At 48.2% G+C, this 17,700-nt stretch carries 9 protein-coding genes and 2 tRNA genes; 7 read left to right on the forward strand and 4 right to left on the reverse strand.

All coding sequences use genetic code 11. From position 1 onward, the window contains the following. Nucleotides 1-294 precede the first annotated feature (294 nt). From rpsT to O9324_RS19965, 4 genes are all read left to right on the forward strand, one after another. The gene (gene rpsT, locus O9324_RS19950) at nt 295-588 is read left to right on the forward strand and encodes a 30S ribosomal protein S20 (RefSeq protein ID WP_002786973.1); all 294 of its coding nucleotides are present in this window, start codon (nt 295-297) and stop codon (nt 586-588) included. A gap of 50 nt (nt 589-638) precedes the next feature. Beyond that, the gene (locus O9324_RS19955; protein ID WP_287627242.1) at nt 639-1,418 is read left to right on the forward strand and encodes a TatD family hydrolase; all 780 of its coding nucleotides are present in this window, start codon (nt 639-641) and stop codon (nt 1,416-1,418) included. A 187-nt stretch (nt 1,419-1,605) separates the two neighbouring features. After that, nucleotides 1,606-4,917, forward strand: a complete 3,312-nt coding sequence (rpoB, locus tag O9324_RS19960) for a DNA-directed RNA polymerase subunit beta (RefSeq protein ID WP_002765311.1) — start codon at nt 1,606-1,608, stop codon at nt 4,915-4,917. Between the two features lie 314 nt (nt 4,918-5,231). After that, nucleotides 5,232-9,239 carry a DNA-directed RNA polymerase subunit beta' gene (locus O9324_RS19965; protein ID WP_288141118.1) on the forward strand — a complete coding sequence of 1,336 codons (4,008 nt, stop codon included), beginning with the start codon at nt 5,232-5,234 and terminating at the stop codon, nt 9,237-9,239. A 189-nt stretch (nt 9,240-9,428) separates the two neighbouring features. On the opposite strand, the gene O9324_RS19970 is transcribed toward O9324_RS19965, so the two are convergent. From O9324_RS19970 to O9324_RS19980, 3 genes are all read right to left on the reverse strand, one after another. Then, nucleotides 9,429-9,502, reverse strand: a tRNA-Pro gene (locus O9324_RS19970). A 40-nt stretch (nt 9,503-9,542) separates the two neighbouring features. Continuing rightward, nucleotides 9,543-10,058 (reverse strand): GNAT family N-acetyltransferase, encoded by a 516-nt coding sequence (locus O9324_RS19975; protein ID WP_002736326.1) that lies wholly within the window; start codon nt 10,056-10,058, stop codon nt 9,543-9,545. Nucleotides 10,059-10,164: 106 nt separating this feature from the next. Next, nucleotides 10,165-10,249 (reverse strand) — tRNA-Ser (locus O9324_RS19980). A gap of 607 nt (nt 10,250-10,856) precedes the next feature. Here O9324_RS19980 and O9324_RS19985 point away from each other — a divergent pair. The 3 genes from O9324_RS19985 to O9324_RS19995 all read left to right on the forward strand — a co-directional run bounded on the left by O9324_RS19985 (nt 10,857) and on the right by O9324_RS19995 (nt 16,795). Next, a complete protein-coding gene (locus O9324_RS19985) occupies nt 10,857-11,618 on the forward strand; it encodes a peptidylprolyl isomerase (protein WP_002765313.1) in 762 nt (253 codons plus the stop codon). A gap of 78 nt (nt 11,619-11,696) precedes the next feature. Then, entirely contained in the window at nt 11,697-14,666 is a 2,970-nt protein-coding gene (locus O9324_RS19990; protein ID WP_288141119.1) for a peptidase domain-containing ABC transporter, read from the forward strand. A 359-nt stretch (nt 14,667-15,025) separates the two neighbouring features. After that, nucleotides 15,026-16,795: a beta-barrel domain-containing protein gene (locus O9324_RS19995; RefSeq protein ID WP_288141120.1), complete on the forward strand. Its 1,770-nt coding sequence runs from the start codon at nt 15,026-15,028 to the stop codon at nt 16,793-16,795. Here the strand turns inward: O9324_RS19995 and hisA are convergent. Then, nucleotides 16,792-17,553 carry a 1-(5-phosphoribosyl)-5-[(5-phosphoribosylamino)methylideneamino]imidazole-4-carboxamide isomerase gene (hisA, locus tag O9324_RS20000; protein ID WP_288141121.1) on the reverse strand — a complete coding sequence of 254 codons (762 nt, stop codon included), beginning with the start codon at nt 17,551-17,553 and terminating at the stop codon, nt 16,792-16,794. The genes O9324_RS19995 and hisA overlap by 4 nt on opposite strands. Nucleotides 17,554-17,700 lie beyond the last annotated feature (147 nt).

A 17,700-nucleotide genomic window follows, 5' to 3' on the forward strand; every position in this document is an offset into this window, starting at 1 on the left:
GAAATGGGGCGAAAGTCTGTGGACTCTGTGTAAGACAGTACATGGTTTTTTAACTGTGGTATGCGACGGTGGTGGAAGCAGAAACTTAAATCGTGAGGTTTAGGAATCGCCGCACTTTTAGGGCGGCGAGGATGTCAACTACACTTCCCCATCGGTGGGAACCCAATCCTGAAAATATCTCTGGGATTGCCCCAATCTTGTCCAGAAAACTCTTGCAACAAATAGCACAAATCTGTTATCATGGTTTGTCTGTGTCCGGATTAACCATACCAGTATTGAGAACAAGAAACGACTGTGGCTAATACAAAGTCTGCACTCAAACGAGTCCAAATCTCCGAAAGAAATCGTCTACGCAACAAAGCGTACAAGTCAGCCGTAAGAACCCTGATCAAAAAATGTCTTGTCGCCGTCTCTTCCTACGGAGCTAACCCCAGCCCGGAAGGGTTAGAAAGCGCCCAACAAGCTCTATCAGAAGCTTACAGTAAAATCGATAAAGCCGTCAAGCGCAACGTCTTGCACCGGAACAACGGCGCTAGAAAAAAAGCCAGTTTAGCCAAAGCTTTGCAAAAAGTTAGCCAAGCTTCCTAAGAAACAATTAAGCTGTAATCAGGACAGACGCAACAAGCGATCGGGGGTCGATGCAATTAATAGATACGCACGTTCATCTGAACTTTGACGTTTTGCAAGCCGACTTGCCCGCTATCTCCGAACGTTGGCGAAGTGTGGGAGTCGTTCATCTGGTTCACTCCTGTGTCGAACCGGAAGAATTTGCGGCGATTAAAGCCATTGCTGATCAATTTCAGGAAATTTCCTTCGCCGTCGGTTTACATCCCCTAGATGCCCAAAAATGGCGAGATAATAGTGCCGATCAGATCGAATCCCTAGCCCGATCTGATCGGCGCGTCGTGGCGATCGGAGAAATGGGTTTAGACTTCTATAAAGCGGATAACCAAGAGCAGCAAAAACAGGTGTTTTGGACGCAACTAGAAATCGCCCATCGTCTCGATAAACCCGTGATTATCCATTGTCGAGATGCAGCCCTGGCAATGCGGGAGGAAATCAGCGCCTTTCGGCAACAAGTGGGCAAAATTGGCGGTGTGATGCACTGCTGGACTGGCAACCCCGAAGAAACTCAATGGTTTTTAGATTTGGGTTTTTATATCAGCTTTAGCGGCATCGTCACCTTCAAAAACAGTAAAACCGTGCAAGCTGCCGCCCAAATTGTTCCCAGCGATCGCCTACTAATCGAAACCGATTGCCCCTTTCTCTCCCCCAATCCCCACCGCGGTAAACCCTGTGAACCCTCTTTCGTCTTCCATGTAGCCGAAACCGTCGCCCGTCTGCGCGGCTATCCGGTCGAAACCCTAGCCGAACAAACCACCCACAACGCCCGCAACTTATTTCAACTCCCCAGTTAAAAAACATAGTTTATTAGCACAGAGCAGGGAATGGGGAGATGGGGAAATGGGGAAATGGGGGAATTCAACTAAAACCCTAAAACCCCATCACCCTAAAACCCCATCACCCTAAAACCCCATCACCCAACCCCTCACTGCTCACTGATATTCGACCGTCGCTATCGTGTCATCAGCCCTTGTAACCATAATGAACAATCTTACCTTTAATCTCTTACCCGACCTCATCGAAATCCAACACTCCAGTTTTCGGTGGTTTTTGGAAGAAGGACTGATCGAGGAACTGAATAGCTTTTCCCCCATCAGCGACTATACAGGTAAATTAGAACTACATTTCCTTGGCCAGGACTACAGACTCAAAGAACCGAAATACAACGTCGATGAAGCCAAACGACGCGATAGCAGCTATTCCGTTCAGATGTACGTTCCCACCCGTCTAATCAACAAAGAAACGGGAGAAAACATCGAACAGGAAGTTTTTATCGGCGATTTACCCCTGATGACCGAACGGGGAACCTTTATCATTAACGGGGCCGAACGAGTCATCGTCAATCAGATCGTCCGTTCTCCCGGCGTTTACTACAAAGCCGAAATCGACAAAAATGGTCGCCGTACCTACTCCGCTTCCCTGATTCCCAACCGAGGAGCTTGGTTAAAATTTGAAACCGACAAAAACGGCTTAGTCTGGGTCAGAATCGACAAAACCCGTAAATTATCCGCCCAAGTTCTCCTGAAAGCGATCGGATTGAGCGATAACGAAATCTTTGACTCCCTACGCCATCCCGAATTCTACCAAAAAACCCTCGACAAAGAAGGCAATCCCAGCGAAGAAGAGGCCCTGCTCGACCTCTACCGCAAACTACGCCCCGGGGAACCTCCCACCGTCACTGGCGGGCAACAACTGCTCGAATCGCGCTTTTTTGACAATAAACGCTACGATCTCGGTCGCGTTGGTCGTTATAAACTCAACAAAAAACTACGCCTCAACGTCCCCGATAACCAGCGCGTCCTGACCACCACCGACATCTTAGCGGCGATCGACTACCTAATTAACCTCGAATTTGACATCGGTAACACCGACGACATCGACCACCTCGGCAACCGTCGCGTCCGTTCCGTGGGTGAACTGCTCCAAAACCAAGTGCGAGTAGGTTTAAACCGCTTAGAAAGAATCATTCGGGAACGGATGACCGTCAGCGAATCCCAAAACCTCACCCCCGCTTCCCTAGTCAACCCGAAACCCCTAGTAGCGGCGATTAAAGAATTCTTTGGTTCCTCGCAACTCTCCCAGTTCATGGATCAAACCAATCCCCTAGCGGAATTGACCCATAAACGCCGTATTTCCGCCCTTGGACCTGGCGGTCTCACCCGGGAACGGGCCGGTTTTGCCGTGCGCGACATTCACCCCTCCCACCACGGTCGCATCTGTCCCGTGGAAACCCCAGAAGGTCCCAACGCCGGTTTAATCGGTTCCCTGGCCACCTACGCCCGCGTCAACGACTACGGTTTTATTGAAACCCCCTGTTATGCGGTGGAAAATGGCCGAGTCCGCTACGATCTCCCCGTTAAATACCTCACCGCCGACGAAGAAGACGATCTCAGAGTCGCACCGGGAGACGTGGCCACCGATGAAAATGGTTATATCCTCGGCGAAACTATCCCAGTGCGCTATCGGCAGGAATTCTCCACCACCTCCCCCGAACAAGTGGACTACGTTTGTGTTTCCCCCGTCCAAATTGTCTCGGTGGCCACTTCCCTGATTCCCTTCCTCGAACACGACGACGCTAACCGCGCCCTGATGGGGTCTAATATGCAGCGACAAGCGGTTCCCCTGCTGCGTCCCGAACGTCCCCTTGTGGGTACCGGATTGGAAGCACAGGCCGCTCGCGACTCCGGCATGGTCATCGTTTCCCGTACCAATGGGGTCGTTTCCTACGTCGATGCTAACCGGATTCGCATCAAAGTGGCGGATGAAGACAAAGAGATTTTTGGCAAGAGCGAGATCGAGTACGAAATTCAGAAATATCAACGCTCTAACCAAGATACCTGCCTAAATCAGCGTCCTTTAGTCTATCAAGGGGAACAAGTTGTGCCGGGGCAGATCCTCGCCGATGGTTCCGCCACCGAAGGAGGAGAAATCGCCCTCGGCCAGAATATCCTCGTCGCCTATATGCCCTGGGAAGGCTATAACTACGAAGACGCGATTTTAATCAGCGAAAGACTGGTGGCACAAGACACCTACACCAGCATCCACATTGAAAAATACGAAATCGAAGCTCGTCAAACTAAACTCGGACCTGAGGAAATCACCAGGGAAATTCCCAACGTCGGTGAAGATGCCCTGCGAAACCTCGATGAACGCGGTATTATTCGCATCGGTGCCTGGGTAGAAGCCAGCGATATTCTCGTGGGGAAAGTCACCCCGAAAGGCGAATCAGACCAACCCCCCGAAGAAAAACTACTGCGGGCAATTTTCGGCGAAAAGGCCCGGGATGTACGGGATAACTCCCTCCGCGTCCCCAACGGCGAAAAAGGCCGGGTAGTGGATGTGCGGGTATTTACTCGCGAACAGGGAGATGAATTACCCCCCGGGGCCAATATGGTGGTACGGGTTTACGTTGCCCAAAAACGCAAAATCCAAGTGGGCGATAAAATGGCGGGTCGTCACGGCAATAAAGGGATTATTTCTCGGATTCTACCCCTAGAAGATATGCCCTACCTCCCCGATGGTCGTCCCGTCGATATCGTTCTCAATCCCCTAGGGGTTCCCAGTCGCATGAACGTCGGTCAGGTGTTTGAATGTTTACTGGGTTGGGCTGGCGAAAATCTGGGCGTGCGCTTTAAGATTACTCCCTTTGATGAAATGTATGGGGAAGAAGCCAGCCGTTTAACCGTCCACGGATTGCTAGAAAATGCCTCGAAAAAACCCAATCGCGATTGGGTGTTCAAGGAAGAACACGCAGGTAAAGTCACGGTTTACGATGGTCGCACCGGCGAACCCTTTGACCGTCCCGTTACCGTCGGTATGGCCTATATGTTAAAACTGGTTCACCTAGTTGATGATAAAATTCACGCCCGTTCTACCGGCCCCTACTCCTTGGTTACTCAGCAACCCCTGGGCGGTAAAGCTCAACAGGGGGGTCAACGCTTCGGAGAAATGGAAGTCTGGGCCCTGGAGGCCTACGGGGCAGCCTATACCTTGCAGGAATTGCTCACGGTGAAATCTGATGATATGCAAGGACGAAATGAGGCCTTAAATGCGATCGTAAAAGGCAAGCCGATTCCCCGCCCAGGTACGCCAGAATCCTTTAAGGTTTTGATGCGAGAATTGCAATCCCTCGGCCTCGATATCGCCGTTCACAAGGTGGAAAATGCCCCCGATGGTACTTCCCGCGATGTGGAGGTGGATCTGATGGTCGATGTCGGTCGTCGCGCCCCCTCTCGCCCCACCTACGAATCTTTAACCACGGAAGACTTTGAGGAAGAAGAATCGGAAGTGTAATTTCAGTTATCAGTGAGCAGTTATCAGTTATCAGTGAGAAGTCAGGTGATGGGGAAATGGGGAAATGGGGAAATGGGGAAATGGGGAAATGGGGGAATGGGGGAATGGGGGAATGGGGGAATTCAACTAAAACCCTAAAACCCTAAAACCCTAAAACCCTAAAACCCCAACACCCCAACACCCTAAAACCCTAAAACCCTAAAACCCCAACACCCTAAAACCCCAACACCCCACACCTAACCCCTATAACCAATATTGTTACTGTTCACCGATGGCTGATAGCTAATAGCTGTTTACTTGTTACTGGGATCGAGATGTTTTATAACCAAACTGTTGACAAAGGAAAACTGAAAAAACTGATCGCTTGGGCCTATCAAAACTACGGTTCGGCGCGCTGTTCACAAATGGCCGATGAATTGAAAAACCTCGGGTTTCGTTTCGCTACCAAAGCAGGGGTTTCCATTAGTGTGGATGATTTAACCGTACCGCCGGCTAAACGACAGATGATCGAAAGTGCCGAACAGGAAATCCGGCAAACCGAACAGCGTTATGTGCGCGGGGAAATCACCGAAGTGGAACGCTTCCAAAAAGTAATTGATACATGGAATAGTACATCCGAATCGCTTAAAGATGAAGTAATTCGCAACTTCCAAGTGACCGATCCCCTCAACTCCGTCTATATGATGGCTTTCTCCGGGGCGCGGGGTAATATGAGCCAAGTGCGTCAGTTAGTGGGAATGCGGGGATTAATGGCTAATCCCCAGGGGGAAATTATTGACCTCCCGATTAAGACTAACTTCCGGGAAGGATTGACCGTTACCGAATACGTTATTTCCTCCTACGGGGCGCGCAAAGGTTTAGTTGATACGGCCCTACGGACGGCAGATTCCGGTTATCTGACCCGTCGTCTAGTGGATGTGTCCCAAGATGTCATCGTCCGCGAGGCAGATTGTGGCACCAATCGTTACATCGAATTAACTGCTATGACCGATGGCGATCGCGTGTTAATTCCCTTAAGCGATCGCCTATTAGGTCGTTCCTTGGCCGAAGATGTGGTGGTCAAGGGAGAAGTGATCGCCACCCGCAACCAGATTATCGATGATGAAACCGCCGAAAAACTGGGCAAACTGGTCGATAAAATCAAAGTCCGCAGCCCCTTAACCTGTGAAGCGGCCCGCTCGGTTTGTCAAACCTGTTACGGTTGGAGTCTGGCCCACGGTCATCCGGTGGATATGGGGGAAGCAGTGGGAATTATTGCCGCCCAATCGATCGGGGAACCGGGGACTCAGTTAACCATGCGTACCTTCCACACCGGGGGCGTATTTACCGGAGAAGTGGCCCGACAAGTGCGGAGTCCCTTCGAGGGAACCGTGCGTTTTCTGCCGGGGTTAAGTATCCGTAACGTGCGAACTCGCCACGGGGATGAACGGGACCAGGTGGAGGCACCGGGGGAAATTAAATTAACACCCAAGGATAAAACTAAAGAAACTGTCACCTACTCTTTAACTCCGGGGTCGCTGCTATTTGTCACCGATGGGGCAACGGTAAGCGAGGAACAGTTACTAGCGGAAATAACCTCCGATAAAGTCCAAAAATCCACGGAAAAAGCCACAAAAGACGTAACCAGTGACTTAGCCGGCGAGGTGCTATTCTCGCAATTAGTCCCAGAGGAAAAAACCGATCGCCAAGGCAATACCACCCGCATCGCCCAACGGGGGGGATTACTATGGATTCTCTCCGGAGAAGTCTATAACTTGCCAACCGGGGCCGAACCTGTGGTCAGTAACGGCGATCAAGTACAAGTGGGGGATGTTCTAGCGGAAACTAAGTTAGTATCCACTAACGGCGGTTTGGTGCGTTTAGCCCCCAATAGCCGGGAAATCGATATCGTCACCGCTTCCGTGTCTTTGGATCAGGCCGAAGTAAAAGTGGAAAGTAGCGCTGGTCGGGAACAATTTATTATTCATACGGTCGATGGTCAGCGCTTCCTGCTGAAAACCACTCCGGGGACAAAAGTACAGAATCATGCCATTGTCGCCGAGTTAATCGATGATCGCTATCAAACCCACACCGGCGGGATGATTAAATACGTCGATATCGAAGTCGCCAAAGGCAGCCGTAAACAGGGTTATGAAATCACCAAAGGCGGCACGATCCTCTGGATTCCCGAAGAAACCCACGAAGTCAATAAAGATATCTCCCTCTTACAGGTGGAAGATGGGCAGTATGTGGAAGCAGGGGAAGAAGTGGTTAAAGACATCTTCTGCAACTCTAGCGGTGTGGTGGAAGTGATCCAGAAAAATGACATCCTCCGGGAGATTATTGTGAAACCGGGGCTGTTATTTATGGATCTCGAACCAGAATCCTCCGGAATTGCCCAAGAACAGTTAATTTACCCGGGGACACAGTTGACTCCCGAAGTGACGATCGAGGAGTTACGGCAAGCGGAATGGGTGGAAACTAACGAGGGTTTAGGATTACTGCTGCGACCAGTACAGGAGTTCACCGTAGAAGACCAATCCACTTCTCCCACCCAAGGTTCCGCTAACCAAGAAGGAGGACGACATATCGAACTGCGATCGGTGCAGCGCATTTTCTTTAAAGACGGGGAAAGAGTTAAATCCGTCGAGGGTTGTCAACTGATCAGCACCCAATTAGTCCTAGAAATTTCTAGCGAAGAACCAGAATCGGTCTCCCATCTGACGGCCGATATCGAGTTAGAACCGATTGAGGACAGCGATTGTCAGCGTTTACAGTTAGTTATTCTCGAATCCCTGGTGCTGCGTCGAGATAGTGATAATGATCCTTTAGGGGGTAATATTCAGACTCGCGTTCTCGTCCAAGATGGCGATGAAATTCCACCGGGGGCAGTGGTGGCCCGGACAGAAATCCAGTGCAAGGAAGCTGGAGAAATTCGCGGGATTCGCAAGGGAAGCGAAGCGGTACGCCGTCTTTTAATTGTCAGTGACCGTGACGAGTTTATTCTCCCGCTCGCCGTTGCTCCCACCGTCAAAGCCGGGGATCTGGTAATCGCCGAAACCGAGATCGGCACTGGAGTTTTAGCCCCCAATTCCGGTCAAGTGCTGGCCGTTGACCAAACCACCACCGGCTATGAAATCCGTCTGCGTAAGGCCCGACCCTACCGAGTATCGGCGGGGGCCATTCTGCACATCGATGAGGGAGATCTTGTCCAACGGGGCGATAATTTGGTGCTGTTGGTGTTTGAGCGCTCGAAAACCGGGGATATCATTCAAGGTTTACCCAGAATCGAAGAACTGCTCGAAGCCCGCAAACCGAAAGAGGCTTGTGTCTTAGCACGCAAACCGGGAGTTTGTCAAGTGGAGTACCAAGATTCTGAGATTGTCGATATTAAGGTGGTCGAGGATGACGGCACGATCAGTGAATATCCGCTTTTAGGCAGTCAAAACCCCCTGGTGAGCGATAATCAGCGTATCGATGCGGGTCAGGCGTTAACCGATGGTCAGGCTAATCCCCACGAGATTTTAGAGGTGTTCTTTAATTATTATGTGGATAGCTTGGGCAGTTACGAAGCGGCCTTAAAAGCCTTGGAAAAAACCCAGATGTTCCTCGTTGATCAGGTACAGTCGGTTTACCAATCCCAGGGGATCGATATTGCCGATAAACACATCGAAGTGATCGTGCGTCAGATGACTTCTAAGGTGCGGATCGATGACGGCGGTGATACCAGTATGTTGCCCGGGGAATTGTTGGAATTGCGACAGGTGGAGACGGTAAACGAAGCCATGTCAATCACCGGCGGGGCGGCGGCTAAATATACGCCTGTACTACTGGGAATCACCAAAGCTTCCCTGAATACCGATAGCTTTATCAGTGCCGCCTCCTTCCAAGAAACCACCCGCGTCCTCACGGAAGCGGCGATCGAAGGCAAGTCCGACTGGTTACGGGGTCTCAAGGAAAACGTGATTATCGGTCGTCTGATTCCGGCGGGTACTGGCTTCAATTCCCACGAAAACATGGCGGGGATCAGCGATTACACCCCCCCAGAGGAGGAATATAACTACAACAACAATCGTGGTTATTACGCTGCCCCCAGCAGTCCCAGTTTCCCTCCTCGTCCCGGTTTCGGCGATAGTAGTGACGATAGCGATATGATTCTTGACGATCAAACCGCTCGCGCCTACGCTGAGGGTGATGTGGTCGATTTAGAGGATGATGAAATGGCTTTCCTCTCCTCCCGCGGCAGCAGTCGCTTTAGTCGCCAACCCATCAGCGACAGCTGGTCAGAAGCCGATGAGGAAGGGGATGAGGACGATTTCGAGGGGGATTACGAAGAAGAATAATCGTCTGTAGATATCTTAAAAGGAGGAGTGGCCGGAAAAACCCTTGTTATTCCCCAAAAACCTCCTCCTTCTCTCCCCAAACTCCCTACTTTTCCCGCTAACTCACCAGAGTTTGGCAATAAAAGAAGGCAGCCTTTTTTGTCAACCGGAAAGGAGACAAAGTAAGGATTTGAAGAATTTTCTCTCCAGTCGGGATGACAGGATTTGAACCTGCGGCATCCTGCTCCCAAAGCAGGCGCGCTACCAAGCTGCGCTACATCCCGAAGTAAACTCTTTTTTTAGTATAGCCTAAGAGCCGCATTCTTAATCGGGATACCAAAACATCCCTTTGATACCTTCGGGATCGAGAACAAAACCGAGACGACGATAGAAATCCACCACCTGCGGATCGGCGAAAAGAGTTATATTACTGATGTCCTCACCCCGCAACTTCCTGATCATAAATTTCATTAATGCTTTACCAAAACCCTTACTTTGATAGTGAGGATGAACAACCACATCCCAGACTGTAGCATTAAAAGCATGATCGGAAGTGGCACGAGCAAAACCCACTAAACGACGGCGATTACCTCGCACTTCCCACATCGACACCACTAAAAAACTACATTCGATCGCCTTTTTAACTTTGCGTAAAGGACGACGGGCCCAACCTACCGAGTCACAAAGTTCTTCTAACTCATATAGGTCTAGCTCTCGATCGGTACTAAAAAACACTCGCGTCTGTCCGAGGTCATTCTGGGCAACCTCTACCAAGTCTCCCGAATAGTCAGGTGATGCAGTGACTTCCGAGCTATTAAACAATCTTTTCCAAAAAACCATGCCGGGGGGCTACTGCCTCAATATTATCCTTTTAGCCTAGTATATTTTATTTTCCCCTCTCTAAGAACAATCGGGCAACCGGAGTCCAAATTTGATTGGTTGAGTACGGAGAGGGTGGGATTTGAACCCACGAACCATTGCTGGTTACTCGATTTCAAGTCGAGCGCAATCGACCACTCTGCCACCTCTCCAAGGCAGTACAGGATTACATTCTATCATTAGAACTCTTGCATAAATCAAAAAATTTTCCGCAAATGCAGGGAAAAGGGTTGCATATTAGACCTCTTGCAGAAATCAAAAATCGTTGTTAGGGTTGAGAGTCAGTAGCCATTAGTCAGTAGTCAGGAGAATTAAGAATGAATAATAATCAATTAAATCGTCTATTTACATATTTTATGCCATTTAATCCTTATTTTTGCCGTTTTTGAACCATGAAAAATTAATTAGGGTTGGCTGAATAAATCTGTTGGTGGGGTTAGGAGTCAGTTATCAGTTATCAGTTATCAGTTATCAGTTATCAGTTCACTGAGAAAACTCCCCACACCCCACACCCCACACCCCCCTGCCCCCCCGATGTCGGGGGGGTTGGGGGGGTCACACCCTACACCCCACACCCACCAAGATGACCGACTTGTTTGTTTAATTTCTGTAATTTTCGGCTTTCAAAGGGGAAAACTCAAATTAGAATAGGGAGGGGTGCCTTAAAATTGCTGTTTTGGCGTATAATCACCTCAATAAAATTTAGAAGCTCCTAGAGTTGATAGTTTTAAACATTTCTGTGAGGAAAATGTATTTATTATGAGTTCAATTATTGAAATCGGCGACCAAAAACTTAGCGAGTCAGAGGTATTGCCTCTTTTGGCAAAATATGGTATGTTACCCCAGTTAATCCGGGAAGTAATTGTTGATCGAGCGATCGCCAATATCACCTGCAATCCCGAAGAAAGAAACGCCGCCTATTCCCGTTTCTACCAAAATAATCAAATTGCCAACGATGAACAAATGAAATCTTGGTTACGACAAAACGGGATGGATTCCGAACAACTAGAATATCTAATTCTGCGGGACATTAAATTGGAAAAATTTAAACAGGAGACTTGGGATAACAAAGTAGAATCCTACTTCTTGCAAGTCAAAAATCAATTGGATAAGGTGGTTTATTCGCTGATTCGGACAAAAAATATCGGCATTGCCCAAGAACTATTTTTCCGGATACAGGATCGAGAAACTAGCTTCGCTGAACTAGCTAAAAAATACTCCCAAGGAGCAGAAGCGGAAACCGGAGGACTAATCGGACCTGTGGAACTGAGCGCTCCCCATCCCCAGATCGGGCAAATTCTCAAAGCGTGTAAACCGGGGCAACTGTGGCCACCGACGCAAGTGGGAGAATGGGTAGTAATTGTCCGGTTAGAAAAATATTTATCCTGTGAACTGGATCCTCCCACCCGTCAACGCTTACGCAATGATTTATTCCAACAATGGTTAATGACTCAAATGCAAACAGTGAAATTTATCTCCGAATCAACCCCAGTTAATAGCGAGCAGTTATCGGTTATATAATAGCATTCCTCGGAAAACCGGGTTTACCCGGTCTTTTCGCCTAATTATTTGCCAATCTAGTCAATTTTCGCCCAGCCAATGAGTTATACCACTTTAGATTTTACCGCCTTTCTGGAGACTGTACAGCCCTTTGATCGCCTGCCCGTCGAGGTTAGACGTTCTCTAGGCCAGAAATTACAACCCCTTCGCTATGAGATGGGCAATGCGATCCTTAAGTGCGACCGCTTACCTTCTCACCTCGTCTTTCTCTACGAGGGAGAGGCCAGACTTTTGGGTTACGATGCTAGGGTTAACAATCCGTTGCCGGTTACTTTGGCTAAATTGCAGCCGGGCGATTTATTCGGGTGGATCAGTCTCCTGCGCGGTAGCCCCTGTGAAACGGTGATCGCTTCTTCGGAAGTCACGATCTGTTTAACCTTAAAAGAAGAGGATTTTTGGTCTTTAATCAATAATTACCGAGAATTTAAGCAGTATTTCTTTGAACAAACCTCGATCGCCGAAGTTTATGCCCTCCTAGGCTCCTATCTTAATCAACAGGCCTGGGGTGGGGGGGACCTGAAAGAAATGGCACAGGCCCTTTTAAACAAAGCTTGTGTGTCCTACGACCAGATTAACGATGATTATCTCTGGTTAGTCAGCGAAAATACTGATAATTATCCTATCGGCACAGTTATCACCCAGAATAATCTGACTAACACCCGCTTATTAGGTCTTTCCTCCGCTCAGTTAGACGAATTCTTGACAGTTGCAACCGAAGCGGCTGCGGAAACAGAAACAGATGATATCTGGGAAACCCAAGTCATCAAGGGAAATAAACCCACCCAGGTATTAGATATCCCCCAAGGAAGAATCAGCGACATCACCAGCGATATCGACCTTGAAAAAACTGTCCAGAAAAACCGCAAGTCATATCCTTTTTTCGGGGGAAAAACGGAACTAGAGGCGGTGAGTGCCTGTTTTCAGATGCTCTGCAAATATTTTAATATCCCCTTTCGCAAAGACGTGATCCAACGCATTCTAGGGGATCAACTGCAAAGAACTGGCAGCCTTTCCCTGCCCCTGTGTGGGGCTGTGGCCGAGGTAGTGGGACTCCATAGCCAATTAGTACCTTTACCTGCTACTTCCTTGCCCAATATCAACCCTCCTGCCCTAATTCGCTGGCAAGACAGCATCGTTATCCTCTACGAAATCAATCAACGGGAAACCACGATCGCCGTTCCCCAAAGGGGGATAATTAAACGCAAAACCAGCGAATTTCTGGAATCTTGGGACGAAAAAGGGGAAGTAATTCTGCTCAAACCCACCAAACACACCCAGCAACAGCGTTTTGGATTATCATGGTTTTGGCCTTCTGTCAAGAAACATAAACGAGTCTTAATAGAAGTTTTTATCGCTTCTTTCTTCGTGCAGTTATTTGCCCTGGCCAATCCCTTGATGATTCAGGTGATCATCGATAAAGTGATCGTGCAGAATAGCCCAGAAACTCTGAACACCCTCGGGGTTTTCCTCTTAGTAATTGCCGTTTTTGAGGGGATTTTAACCTTTTTGAGAACATCTCTTTTTGTCGATACCACTAACCGCATCGACATGACCCTCGGTTCAGAAATTATCGATCACCTGCTGCGCTTACCCCTGAAATACTTTGAACGGCGGCCCGTGGGGGAAATTTCGACAAGAATCAACGAGTTAGAGAATATTCGGCAATTTTTAACGGGTACAGCCCTAACGGTGGTATTAGATGCCATTTTCTCGGTTATCTACATCGTGGTTATGTTGATCTATAGCCCGATCCTAACCTTCTGGGCGCTGGGAGTCGTGCCGATTTTAGTTCTCTCCACAGCTATTTTCGCACCGATCGTGCGGCGACAACTGCGAGCAAAGGCCGAACGAAACGCCGAAACCCAATCCTATCTAGTGGAGGTGATGACGGGAATCCAAACAGTAAAAGCACAGAATATCGAATTGCGTTCCCGTTGGCAGTGGCAAGAACGTTATGCACGCTATGTGGCCGAAGGTTTTCAAACGGTAATGACCTCAACTTTGGCTGGCTCCTTTAGTCACTTCTTTAACCAATTATCGGGTTTATTGGTGCTGTGGGTGGGAGCAGCCTTAGTTTTAGACGGAAAACTCAGCCTTGGTCAATTAATCGCCTTCCGGATTATCGCTTCCTACGTTACCTCGCCGATTCTGCGTTTGACCCAACTCTGGCAAAACTTCCAAGAAACTGGCTTATCCCTGGAAAGATTAGCCGATATCGTCGATACTCCCCAAGAAGCGGAACTCGATCGCCAAAACATCCCCATGCCCTTAATTAAAGGCACTGTCACCTACGAAAACCTCGCTTTCCGCTTCAATCCCCACGGCGCCCTGCAACTATACAACGTCAACTTAGAATTCCCCGCCGGTACTTTTGTCGCTTTGGTGGGAGAAAGTGGCGCCGGAAAAAGTACCATCACTAAACTATTAGCCCGTCTCTACGAGCCAGAATCGGGACGGATTCTCATCGATGGCTATGATATCAACAAAGTGGAACTCTATTCCCTGCGTCGTCAAATCGGCATGGTTCCCCAAGAAACCCTATTATTTGACGGTACGGTACAGGAAAATATCGCCCTGACTAACCCCGATGCGACTGTGGAGGAAATTGTCTCGGCAGCGAAAGCAGCCGCAGCCCACGAATTTATTATGACCCTGCCCAATGGCTATAATACCCGCGTCGGTGAACGGGGGGCATCCCTATCGGGGGGACAACGACAACGGGTTGCGATCGCTCGTTCCGTCCTGCAAAGACCGCAAATTCTCATTCTTGATGAGGCCACCAGCGCCCTCGACTATAACACTGAACGGCAAGTGTGTCTGAATCTCAAGGAAGCTTTCAAGGATCATACGGTCTTCTTTATTACCCATCGTTTAGCTTCGATCAAATCCGCCGATATTATTGTCATGATGGATAAAGGGACAGTAGCGGAGGAAGGCACCCACGAGGAATTAATGGCCAAAAAAGGCCTTTACTATACTCTCTATAAACAACAGGATTCGCAAATCTAGTCAGTCGGTCGTCAGTTATCAGTTATCAGTTATCAGTTATCAGTTATCAGTTATCAGTTATCGGTTATCGGTTCACTGATCACTGAAAAAATAAATAGGGCTGGCTGAATAAATCTAAAAACCTTGTTGGATAATATTTTTAGGCTTTTTTGAAATCAAAAAGTACCAGCCTTTGGAGTGATCGGGGGGGAAATTTAGGCACTTTTTCCCTGAAAATTAGGTAATTGACCGCCTGAAAATCGGTAAAACCCCACACCCTACACCCCACCTGCCCCCCCGATGTCGGGGGGGTTGGGGGAGGTCACACCCTACCCCCACGAAAAACTTTTTCAGCAAACCCTAAATATAGGAGAATCTTCATGAACGGTAATTCTAACAACGGTCAAAACGGCAACGGCAATGGTAAAAGCGATGAACTGACCCAAGCGGGTAAAAACGTGGCTACTACCACGAAAAATAAAAGTATTACCCCTTCTTTACCCACTTTCAGCCCACCAGAACAATCGGTGATCCTGAAACAATCACCCATTTGGTCGCGGACGATTATCTGGACATTAATGAGTGTCACCACTGCCGCTTTAATTTGGTCAGCCCTCGCCAAAATCGAGCAGGTGGTGGGCGCCCAAGGACAACTTAAACCCCAGGGGAAAGTGCAAGAAGTACAATCACCGGTGAATGGGGTAGTACAGGAAGTAAAAGTTAAAGACGGCGATCGAGTTAACAAAGGGGATGTACTGGTTTTAATGGATTCCAGTGCCTCGCAAGTGCAGTTAGAATCCTTGAAAAAAATTCGCACCACTGCCGAGAAAGAAAATCAATTCTATCGTCTCTTAATGGCGCAGGATCTGACACCGGCACAGGTGGAAAGTTCGATCGCTCAATTAAAATTACCGAGTGAAATCGCCGATTTAGCCCGTAATCGTGCCTCTTTGGTGGCAGAAAATCAACTTTATCAAGCACAGGTCAATGAAGGTGCCTCTAGCTCTGCTTTACAAGGAGATGAATTAGCCCGTTTAGAGGCTGCCCGACGGGAGTCCAATTCTCGACAAGCGGCCGCTAGATTGGAAATGGAACAATTAGAAAAACAATTAGCCCAAACCAGGGTACAGTTGGCCGATGCCCGCTCGCAATTAATCAATGATCGCTTCGTCTTAGAAGAAATTAAGACTCGTAATGCCAATGCGATGAAACAGGGCCAAGAAGGCTTGGATATCGAGCGTAATATTCTTAAGGATATTGAACCCTTGGGGGATGAAGGGGGGGTCTCCCGTTATCAGATTAATAAACAAAAACAATCAGTCAGCGACCGTCAAAATGAACTGCAGCAGCAAGAGGCTAACGGCAAAATCGATCGAGAAAAACAAGAGAAAGAAGTACAAACCCGCATCGCCGAAATTTCCCGTTTGGAACAGGAAGAAAAGCGTTATTCCCTGTTGATCTCCCAGGCGCGAGAAAAGCTCATCAATACCACAGTAATCACGGAAAAAGATGTGCGCGATAAAATGGCGGACAATTACAAAAGTATTGCTGAAATCGATAGTCAGATCAGTCGCGTTATTATTGATAACAACAAGCGCATTGCTGAACTAGACAGTCAAATTAGTCAAGCACAACAGACGATTAAATATCAAAAAATTACCGCCCCGATCGATGGTGTGGTCTTTGATCTCAAGGCGCGGCCTGGGTTTGTTCCCCAACCAAGTCAAGCGGAAGCATTGTTAAAAATTGTTCCCGATGGCTGTCCCACCCAGATCAAAGATGCCGCTAAAGGTTGTTTAGTGGCAGAGGTGGACGTGACTAACCAAGACATCGGTTTTGTGCGCGTGGGACAAAAGGCCGATATTCGCATTGATTCCTTTTCTTACAGTGAATATGGCGATATTAAGGGAGAAGTAATCTCGATCGGTTCCGATGCTTTACCTCCCGACGAAAATCACCGTTTTTATCGGTTCCCAGTTCGGGTAAGCTTGAACAGTCAAGAGTTAGTTTTGAAGGATAAATCTACTCTGCCGCTGCAATCGGGGATGTCTGTGAGTGTCAACATCAAAGTCAATGAAAATCGCACTGTTTTGGGACTATTTACCGATATGTTCAATAAACAGGTGGATACTCTCAAACAAGTCCGTTAAGCGAAAAAATTCGGGGGTACATCCTGCCAACGGCCCGATCCGATCGCGTTAATCGCTTCCGAGAGGTTCACTGCACCAGTATAAAGGGCGCGGCCCACGATTACCCCCGTTACTCCCAAAGGTTCCAAAGACAATAAACTCAGTAGGTCCGTCAGGGAACTAATACCCCCAGAGGCGATCACGGGAATTTCGACAGATTCAGCTAATTCTCGCAAAGCCGCCAGATTAGGGCCAGAAAGCGTGCCATCTCGATGAATATCAGTGTAGATAATCGTGCTGGCTCCTCTTTTTGCCATATCTTGACCAAGAGCGATCGCATCTAGCGCAGAAGTTTCTAACCAACCCCTGGTGGCAACTTTGCCATCGCGAGCATCAATACCAACAATTATTTGCCCCGGAAAGCTTTGACAAAGTTCGCTAACTAATTCGGGCTTTTCTACGGCTACTGTCCCTAAAATCGCCTTTTCTACCCCGATTTTTAGGAGATTACTGACCGTTTCTAGATCTCGCAGTCCACCCCCCACCTGCACTGGGATGGCAATATCATTAAGAATTGTTTCAATAGTTGACAAATTAACCGATTTACCCTCTTTGGCTCCATCCAAATCGACTAAATGTAATCTGGTTGCTCCCTGATTGACCCATTCTCGCGCCACTATTGCGGGATTATCGTTAAAAACCTGCGATTGTTGGTAATCTCCCTGATAAAGTCGCACACATTTGCCATCGAGAATATCAATAGCGGGGATAACTTCCATGTTTTTCTCAATATCTAACTAAAGAGCGTTTTTTATTATATAGTACCAGCCTTGTCAGTTATCAGTTATCAGTTATCAGTTATCAGTTATCAGTTATCAGTTATCAGTTATCAGTTATCAGCTTCTGAAGGCAAGGGGCAACAGGCA

This window comes from Microcystis sp. LE19-84.1B, from assembly GCF_027531875.1.
GTDB lineage: Bacteria > Cyanobacteriota > Cyanobacteriia > Cyanobacteriales > Microcystaceae > Microcystis > Microcystis panniformis.

Coding starts and splice junctions, on each gene's coding strand:
- O9324_RS19975 (WP_002736326.1), bottom strand. CDS start 10,058: ATGGTTTTTTGGAAAAGATTGTTTAATAGCTCGGAAGTCACTGCATCA.
- O9324_RS19955 (WP_287627242.1), top strand. CDS start 639: ATGCAATTAATAGATACGCACGTTCATCTGAACTTTGACGTTTTGCAA.
- rpoB (WP_002765311.1), top strand. CDS start 1,606: ATGAACAATCTTACCTTTAATCTCTTACCCGACCTCATCGAAATCCAA.
- O9324_RS19990 (WP_288141119.1), top strand. CDS start 11,697: ATGAGTTATACCACTTTAGATTTTACCGCCTTTCTGGAGACTGTACAG.
- O9324_RS19985 (WP_002765313.1), top strand. CDS start 10,857: ATGAGTTCAATTATTGAAATCGGCGACCAAAAACTTAGCGAGTCAGAG.
- O9324_RS19995 (WP_288141120.1), top strand. CDS start 15,026: ATGAACGGTAATTCTAACAACGGTCAAAACGGCAACGGCAATGGTAAA.
- hisA (WP_288141121.1), bottom strand. CDS start 17,553: ATGGAAGTTATCCCCGCTATTGATATTCTCGATGGCAAATGTGTGCGA.
- O9324_RS19965 (WP_288141118.1), top strand. CDS start 5,232: ATGTTTTATAACCAAACTGTTGACAAAGGAAAACTGAAAAAACTGATC.